This is a genomic window from Thermovirga lienii (genome assembly GCF_036847465.1).
GTDB classification, from domain to species: domain Bacteria; phylum Synergistota; class Synergistia; order Synergistales; family Thermovirgaceae; genus Thermovirga; species Thermovirga lienii.
This window is the reverse complement of the sequence record NZ_DAITZW010000050.1, coordinates 1-7,865: the sequence shown is the minus strand read 5'-3', so window position 1 is coordinate 7,865 and position 7,865 is coordinate 1. Positions and strand designations below refer to the sequence as shown.

The 7,865-nt window shown below is 48.8% G+C and carries 8 protein-coding genes; 7 read left to right on the top strand and 1 reads right to left on the bottom strand.

Features of this window, described 5'->3' with window-relative positions:
- From V7Z69_RS09185 to V7Z69_RS09155, 7 genes are all read left to right on the top strand, one after another.
- A partial coding sequence (locus V7Z69_RS09185; protein ID WP_334139697.1) for a glycine betaine ABC transporter substrate-binding protein occupies positions 1-294 on the top strand: 294 nt, incomplete at its 5' end.
- 3 nt (positions 295-297) lie between these two features.
- Entirely contained in the window at positions 298-1,482 is a 1,185-nt protein-coding gene (locus V7Z69_RS09180) for an ABC transporter permease (protein ID WP_334139696.1), read from the top strand.
- A gap of 2 nt (positions 1,483-1,484) precedes the next feature.
- Positions 1,485-2,546, top strand: coding sequence for an ABC transporter ATP-binding protein (locus V7Z69_RS09175; RefSeq protein ID WP_014162639.1), 1,062 nt, complete (start codon positions 1,485-1,487; stop codon positions 2,544-2,546).
- Positions 2,515-3,261, top strand: a complete 747-nt coding sequence (locus V7Z69_RS09170) for an ABC transporter permease (protein ID WP_334139695.1) — start codon at positions 2,515-2,517, stop codon at positions 3,259-3,261. Before V7Z69_RS09175 ends, V7Z69_RS09170 begins: the two co-directional genes overlap by 32 nt.
- Positions 3,262-3,403: 142 nt before the next feature.
- The gene (locus V7Z69_RS09165) at positions 3,404-4,603 is read left to right on the top strand and encodes an iron-containing alcohol dehydrogenase (RefSeq protein ID WP_334139694.1); all 1,200 of its coding nucleotides are present in this window, start codon (positions 3,404-3,406) and stop codon (positions 4,601-4,603) included.
- Between the two features lie 115 nt (positions 4,604-4,718).
- Positions 4,719-5,105, top strand: a complete 387-nt coding sequence (locus V7Z69_RS09160; RefSeq protein ID WP_334139693.1) for an ArsR/SmtB family transcription factor — start codon at positions 4,719-4,721, stop codon at positions 5,103-5,105.
- A 10-nt stretch (positions 5,106-5,115) separates the two neighbouring features.
- Entirely contained in the window at positions 5,116-7,305 is a 2,190-nt protein-coding gene (locus V7Z69_RS09155) for a heavy metal translocating P-type ATPase (protein ID WP_334139692.1), read from the top strand.
- A 35-nt stretch (positions 7,306-7,340) separates the two neighbouring features.
- Here the strand turns inward: V7Z69_RS09155 and V7Z69_RS09150 are convergent.
- On the bottom strand, positions 7,341-7,865 hold a 525-nt coding region (locus V7Z69_RS09150; RefSeq protein WP_334139691.1), incomplete at its 5' end, for an aldehyde ferredoxin oxidoreductase C-terminal domain-containing protein.

The following is a 7,865-nucleotide window of genomic DNA, read 5'->3' as shown; positions in this document are numbered from 1 at the left end:
AGGCAGGATGGAGTCAATGCGGCCATGGCCTATGGCACTGATGGGCAACTTGCCGCTTTAAACCTAGTGGTGCTTGAGGACACTAAGCACATTCAGCCCGTGTATGCCCCGGCCCCTGTGGTGCGCCAGGAAGTGTTGGATATATATCCAGAGTTGAAACCTCTGTTGGAAGATTTGTTCGCAACGTTGGACCTGGAAACCCTCCAGACCCTGAACGGTAAGATAGCGGTAGATGGCCAGGATCCGAAAAAGGTGGCCCAGGAATATTTGAAGGCAAAGGGATTTTTGAATTAGAGGATGAACAAGGGAAATGACGGCAAAGGCGTGTTGCGCCTAGCCTTCTTTATATCCGTTTTGGCAGTTTTTTTTCCTCTTTATCTTGTTAGGGAAAACAGGGTAGCTGAGGGAGTCCTGTATGGTCTTACAGGACTCCCTGAAAAGGGGTGTATCCTTTTTGTTCTGTTGCCCATCTTTCTTCATGGGATTGCTTTGTTCTGCCCTTCTTGCGAGGCCAGGAAAAAGATTTCTATAGCTTTTTCTTTTTTGGGTGCCATCTCTCTGATACTGTTCCTCTCTGGATTGAGCTCCTACTATGGCGCAAACGGTCCAGAATCCGTAAGGATCGCTCCAGGTCCTGGTTTTTTGCTGATGGCGTTTTCTTTATTGGTGCCTGTGTTGGGTTTTGAGATACCTCCAGGAATTGCCTCATTGGGGATTGGAATTCTTGTATTGGTGTCGTGGTTTTTGATAGCCACGGGGCGTTTGGATGCCCTTGGGGTTCTCAAAGAGGCATTGAACAGGCAGGACCGCTTAGTCGCAGAGATTGTAAACCACGTTCGCATATCTTCCAGCGCTGTCTTGATAGCAAGTTTTCTGGGGATACCCGCAGCGTTTTTGATCTCCAGGGCAAGAAAGGCGAGGGAAGCATTTCTTGCCCTGATGAACGTGCTGCAGACTATTCCTAGTATAGCCCTTTTTGGTTTGCTCATTGCTCCCTTGGCGGCTTTGAGCAGGTCTTTCCCCCTTTTGAGGGAGATGGGAATAAGAGGTATAGGGGATGCGCCGGCCATAATAGCCTTGTCTATTTATGCCCTCTATCCCATCCTGAGGAATACGTTGGCTGGTATAGAGGGGGTTTCGCCGTCTGTTTTGGACTCTGGCGAGGCCATGGGAATGAGCAGACGGGAGATGTTGAGGATAATAATAATTCCCCTGACCTTACCTTTCATAGTCCATGGAGTGCGACTTGCCATGATACAATCCATAGCCAATGCAACCTTGGGCAAACTGATAGGTGCTGGAGGTTTGGGGGTATTCGTTTTTGAGGGCTTAGGACAATATTCGGTGGACATGGTGGTGCTTGGAATAATATTCTTAGCTCTTTTGACTATAGGGGCAGATGCGTTGTTTCGCATTGTAGGATACGCGGTGGTCCCTAAGGCCCTTAGAAAACAGTATTATTCAGAAGACAGGAGCAGTTAGTCATGCGCGAGGCCATTATCGAATTTAGCGGAGTAGAAGTCAAATACGGCGAGGTAGAAGCCCTGAGAGGGATAGACCTAAAGATACCTGGTGAAAAGGTGACGGTGATCATCGGCCCTAGTGGATGCGGCAAGTCCACCATGATCAGGACCGTCAACAGAATGGTTGAGCCCACGAGAGGGACTGTTAGGTACCAGGGGCAAGACGTAAAAACCTTTGACAAAATAGAACTCCGAAGGCAAATGGGGTACGCAATTCAGAACGTGGGGCTTATTCCTCACCTTACAGTGGAGGAAAATATCCTACTGGTTCCAAGGCTTTTGGGGTGGCCTGAAGATAGAAAGAAAAAGAGGGCGAAGGAACTTTTGGATCTTATAGGCTTGGATGCGGGAAAGTACGCCAATAAATATCCTTCTGAACTTTCAGGGGGGGAAGCCCAACGAGTAGGCGTTGCGCGGGCTTTGGGGGCTGATCCACCAGTTTTGCTCTTTGACGAGCCCTTTGGTGCTGTAGATCCATTGAAAAGGGAGGAATTGCAGGACGAGTTTATTAGGATCCAGAGGCGCTTGAGGAAAACGGTGCTTTTCATCACTCATGACTTGAGCGAAGCCATTCGCCTTGCGGACTACATGGTCATCATGAAGGACGGTGTAGTGGTACAGGCTGATGCTCCAGAGAGGTTGCTCAAGGAACCTGGTAGCGATTTCGTGGAGCAGTTTTTGGGCACGGACCGAACCTTACAGCGTTTGACCCTTCTTACGGCGGACAGAATAGCAAAACCCCTCAGAGCAGAGAAAGAGGAGTTTGTTGGACTTTCTGGCGTTTCTTGGAAACCCCTCGAGGAAGGGGAAATACTGGCAAAGTTCAAGAAAGATTCTGGTGAGTTTGCTTATAGGACGGTGCGAGTGAGCATTCACGCTGCAAGGCCTTACGCATCTTTGAAGGAGTGCGTTTCAAGGCTTTTGGCCCTTGGTTTGTCAGCTATTCCGGTGGTTGATGATTCAGGAAAGGTTGTAGCAGAGGTGCTGTTTGATGATATTCAAAGGATCACGAAAGAAGGATAGAAAGAAGGCGCTAGCCATTAATGCCTTCATGGCTTTTTTGCTTGCAGTGTACGTTCTGAGCCCAACAGTTCAGAAGCTGGTGTTGCGCAGCCTTTTCCCCAACGCATCTTCGTATGTGCATCCCAGGATATCTCTTGCTCATATGACGTTGGTTCACCTGGGCCTTACCTTGAGTGCAACGGCCCTTTCGGTTGTTGTAGGTGTGACGGTGGGAGTTTACGTGACTCGATCATTTGGTCGAGAGTACCTTCCTTTGGCCGTTCGTACAAACGCCCTCTTGCAGTCCTTACCTCCTTCAGCTGCTATCATACTTGCTTTTCCCATCTTGGGCTTTGGATGGAAGCCAACCCTTTTGGCCCTTTTCCTTTATTCGCTTCTTCCTGTCGCGGCCAACACGATAATTGGTTTCCAATCGGTGGGCAGGGACATCTTGGACGCGGCGGATGGCCTTGGGATGAAGGAGGTTCAAAGGCTGTGGATAGTCGAGTTCCCCATAGCTTTTCCCCATATCCTAAACGGGATACGTCATGCCTTCATCCTCAATCTTGGTACCGCTGCCATCGGTGCCGTGATAGGCGCAGGAGGGTTGGGAAGCATTATAATGAGTGGCCTTATATCCAACAACTCCGCTTTAGTGCTTTCAGGCACGATAGTCATAAGCTCCATAGCCCTTTTGTCAGAGAGCGTGTTCTCCCTCATGTTTGGCGGGCAATAGAGCCAGAGTGCCTTTCTGTCGCAATATAGAGAAAAAATACACAATAACAAACTCCCAATAGTGAAATAGTTGACAAACCAAAAACCCCCTGCTATTATTCATAGCGAAGATATTCACTAATATGCGATTGGGGGGTTTTGTCATGTGGGATGATGTTTTCCCCATTGACCAAGTACAGGAAATAAGGACCAAGACCACTGTTTACTTTGGAGCAGGAGCTATAAGAAAGATCTCAGACATAGCCAAGGATCTTAAAGAAAAGGGAGTAAGCAATGTCTTGGTAGTAACGGGCAGAAGCTCCTACAAAAAGACTGGAGCTTGGGATCATGTAGAAAAGGCCTTGAAGGAGCAGGGCATGGGGTACGCGGTTTACGACAAGGTAACCCCTAACCCAACGGCTGACAGCGTGGATGAAGCAACCAAGATGGGAAAAGATCTTGGGGCCAATGCAGTCATAGCCATAGGCGGCGGAAGCCCCATTGATGCAGCAAAGAGCGTAGCCATACTTCTGGAGTACAAGGACAAGACTGCCAGGGATCTTTACGAACTTTCTTTTGTTCCCCAGAGGGCCGTTCCCTTGGTGGCAATCAACCTTACCCATGGAACGGGGACGGAAGTGGACCGTTTCGCGGTGGTCTCCATACCAGAGAAAGAATACAAGCCAGCGATAGCTTACGACTGCATATATCCCATGTACTCCATAGACGACCCCGAACTGATGACGGGTCTTTCCTTGGATCAAACCAAGTACGTAAGCATTGACGCGTTGAACCATGTCATAGAGGCCTGCACCACCAAGACGGCTAACCCATTTTCAATCTTGCTTGCCAAGGAAACGGTGAGGCTTATAGCAAAATACCTGCCCAAGGCGGTGGAGAACCCTCAAGACCTGAGGGCGAGGTACTTCCTCCTCTATGCTTCCATGATAGCTGGAGTCTCTTTCGACAACGGGCTCTTGCATTTCACCCATGCGCTGGAACACCCACTTTCTGCCATAAAGCCAGAACTAGCTCACGGATTGGGGTTGGCGATGATAGTGCCAGCGGTTGTCGAAGCTATTTATCCTGCTTCCAAGGACATTTTGGATGAAGTCCTTGAGCCCATAACCAAGGGCGCCGAAGGGGCAGAGGAAGTTGCCAAGACATTGGAGAAATGGATATTCTCCGTTGGTGTAACCTCTAAATTGGAAGATGAGGGCTTCAAAGGTAAAGATATACCCAAGCTAGTGAAACTGGTAAGGGAAACTCCTTCTCTGGATGGCCTGGTGTCCCTTGCACCAGTGGAAGGAACCGATGAAGTCATCAAAAAGATATACCAGAGATCCCTCAAACCTATTGCCTAATCCGCACTCACTTTCCCCTAAAGGGCGGCCAAAAGGGCCGCCCTTTTATTATGGACATACAGAAAATATCAATATATAATTACATAAGCATATGACTATATGTTGAGGTGATTTCATGGCCAATGTTAAGAGAACCCCACAAAGAGAAGACCTTGTCTGCGAAGTCTTCTGTGTCCATGAGGAAGAAGTAGAAAGAGCAAAATCTTCCATGCTTACCGATGAAGTTTTTGAAGAAATGAGCGACTTTTACAAGCTTTTTTCGGACAGAACGAGGCTCAAGATACTGTGGGCGCTGAGGAATGGCCCCCTTTGTGTATGTGATCTGTGCGCGGTCGTAGGTATGAGCCAGCCCGCTGTCTCTCAGCAGCTTCAAAAGCTTAGAAACGGGAGGATCGTGAAAAGCAGAAGAGAGGGGAAGGCGGTCTATTACTCGCTGGATGATGCACACATAGAGGCGGCGTTGGATATGGCATTGGAGCACGTCAAGGAAGATGAAAGGTAGGGGGCCACAAATGACAGAGCAGCAGGTTTTGGAGGCACAAGAGAGAAAATATTTATTAAAGGGGCTTGCATGCGCAGGTTGTGCGGCAAAAATTGAAGATGCCTTGAATAAAACTGAGGGAATCCATGAGGCGGTGTTGGACCTCTCAAAGGGTGTCCTTTACATAAAAAGTCGGTTACCCAATGAGCATGAAGTAGTGGAACATATAATAAAAAGCTTCGAACCCCATGTGGAAGTCGTCCCTGCAGAAGCTAAAGAACTGTCGCAGGAAATGCCCAGGGAGTGTTGTGCTTCTGACAGCGGCAATGCACCTAAAAAACTATTGAGAGTTACAAAAGATGGGGTCGTAATGTTGTTTTCGGCCTTTGCCCTCATTCTACTTTTAGTAAACCAAGAAAGATCTTTCATACCTTACCCTTGGAACTATGTTCTTGCCTTATCAGGATATCTGGCTGCAGGCAGCAACGTCCTGTCCAAAGCAGTGAAAAATTTACTTCATGGTTATATCTTCGATGAATATTTTCTCATGGCTGTCGCTACCGTAGGAGCCTTTTTCATAGGGGCCCTTCCTGAGGCTGTGGGTGTCATGCTCTTCTTCCGAATAGGGGAGATCCTTCAGGATAAAGCAGTAAATAAGTCACGAAGATCTATAGAATCCCTTCTGGCTTCCCGTCCCAAGACTGCTCTGGTAAGCATCGGTGGGAAAATGGTAGAAATGGATCCTGCGAAAGTAAGTCCTGGCGCTGTAGTGGTAGTAAGGCCTGGAGAGAAAATTCCGCTGGATGGTGTGGTGCTGGAGGGCTTTTCGTCTGTAGACACCTCTCCCTTAACAGGAGAGTCTCTTCCCATCAGCGTTTCTCCTGAATCGGAGGTCAAAGGTGGCTGTATAAATAAAGAGGGGCTGCTTCGCATAAGGATCACCAAACCCTTTGTGGAGTCTTCCATATACAAGATGATGGAACTTGTAGAGAGGGCCTCTGCGAGGAAGGCAAAGACAGAAAAGTTCATAACCACCTTTGCGAAATATTATACCCCTGTGGTGGTATTGCTAGCGGTGGCAGTGGCCGTTATACCTCCCCTGGTCGTGGAAGGAGAAACTTTCTCCAATTGGCTTTACAGGGCCATGGTGCTTCTAGTCATATCTTGTCCATGTGCCCTGGTCATAAGCATACCCCTTGGTTATTTTGGTGGAATAGGCCTTGCTTCCGCGAGGGGAGTCCTCATAAAAGGATCGATCGTAATGGATGCCCTCAATGATGTGAGAACCGTGATATTTGACAAGACAGGTACCCTGACGGAAGGAGTCTTCAGAGTTCTCTCTGTTGAAGTCGTCGATGGATTTGACGAATCGGAGCTTCTCAGGCTTGCTGCCCTTGCAGAACTTCACTCCAACCATCCCATAGCAAGAACCATCGTGAAAGAAGCGCAAAGGCGAAGGCTTCCTTTGAGAGATGAAGAGATAACTTTCCACAAGGTCTACCCCGGCAAGGGTGTTATGGCCAACTGGAAGGGTAAAAAGATAATCGTAGGGACGGATGAATTTTTGTCCGAAAACGGCATAGAAGTGAAGGAAAGCTCAAAGAATGCCACTGTCGTAAACGTTGCCTTAGAGGGCAAGCACATAGGAAGGATTCTATTGGGCGATGCATTGAGACAGGAGGCCAAGAATGCAGTTTCAAAGCTCAGGGCCCTTGGCGTAGAGAAGTTGATGGTTCTTTCGGGAGACAATCAAAGGTCCACGGAAGCTGTCGCAAAGGAAGCAGGCATTCCTTGCTTCAAGGGGGCTTTGCTTCCCGAAGAAAAGGTCAAGGCGGTTGAAGAGGAGATGGAAAAGGCAAGAGAAAAGGAAAAGCTCCTTTTTGTTGGGGATGGGATCAATGACTCGCCCGTAATAACCAGGTCCGACGTAGGGGTCGCCATGGGGGGCATAGGGAGCGACGCAGCAATAGAGGTCGCTGATGTGGTAATAATGGGAGATTCCCTTGAGAAGGTACCTGAGGCCATATGCATAGCCAGGAGGACCCGCAAAATAATTCTTCAGAACATTGTCTTGGTCTTATCCGTAAAGGCCTTTTTCCTTGCTCTGGGGGCCATGGGAGTGGCAACCATGTGGGAGGCCGTCTTCGCTGACGTAGGGGTCGCGTTGCTTGCTCTTGTCAATTCCATGCGGAGCATGAAATTTCAAAAGAAGGGATGTTAAAGAATCGCCCCCTGCAGGAGCAGGGGGCGATTCTTTTAGGCGCGTCTTGTTCCTGAAGGGTATTTGTCCAGCGGCCAAAGCTGGGGTCCATCCCAGTTGTCCAGGGTGTCTTCAGAGTAGAGCCTTTCTGCTTCCTTTTCAAGCTTTAGCCTTTCCATTGTCTCCCTTTGAGGCAATCCTGTATTGGGGTCACATCCTCTGAGCTTGTAATATCCATCAAGCATCTTGTCGTGTTTTGCCTTTTCCTCCTCAGCTTCCTTGGTTCCTATCATGTCCCATTTGACCGGGAACCTATCATCTTTTCTGCGGATGCCCTGTCTAGCGTTGAAGGCCATCTCCAGCAAATACACCCTGTCTGACGCCTCCTCGAGGTCCTTTTCGCTGTAGTGCTCTCCGGTCACAGCAGAAAGCAGACGGGCAAGGCCGTCTAACAGGGGATATTTGAAGACCAGAGGCACTGCGCTCGCCCAGTTGTTTACGGCACCTTTACATCTGCCGATCATATCGGTCAGGGTTACCGCCCTTTCAGCTATGAACAGGGTCTTGACCGGGTCTTCTTC

Excerpts from the sequence above, each read along its gene's own strand:
- V7Z69_RS09180 (WP_334139696.1), top strand. The coding sequence starts at position 298 with ATGAACAAGGGAAATGACGGCAAAGGCGTGTTGCGCCTAGCCTTCTTT.
- V7Z69_RS09175 (WP_014162639.1), top strand. The coding sequence starts at position 1,485 with ATGCGCGAGGCCATTATCGAATTTAGCGGAGTAGAAGTCAAATACGGC.
- V7Z69_RS09170 (WP_334139695.1), top strand. The coding sequence starts at position 2,515 with ATGATATTCAAAGGATCACGAAAGAAGGATAGAAAGAAGGCGCTAGCC.
- V7Z69_RS09165 (WP_334139694.1), top strand. The coding sequence starts at position 3,404 with ATGTGGGATGATGTTTTCCCCATTGACCAAGTACAGGAAATAAGGACC.
- V7Z69_RS09160 (WP_334139693.1), top strand. The coding sequence starts at position 4,719 with ATGGCCAATGTTAAGAGAACCCCACAAAGAGAAGACCTTGTCTGCGAA.
- V7Z69_RS09155 (WP_334139692.1), top strand. The coding sequence starts at position 5,116 with ATGACAGAGCAGCAGGTTTTGGAGGCACAAGAGAGAAAATATTTATTA.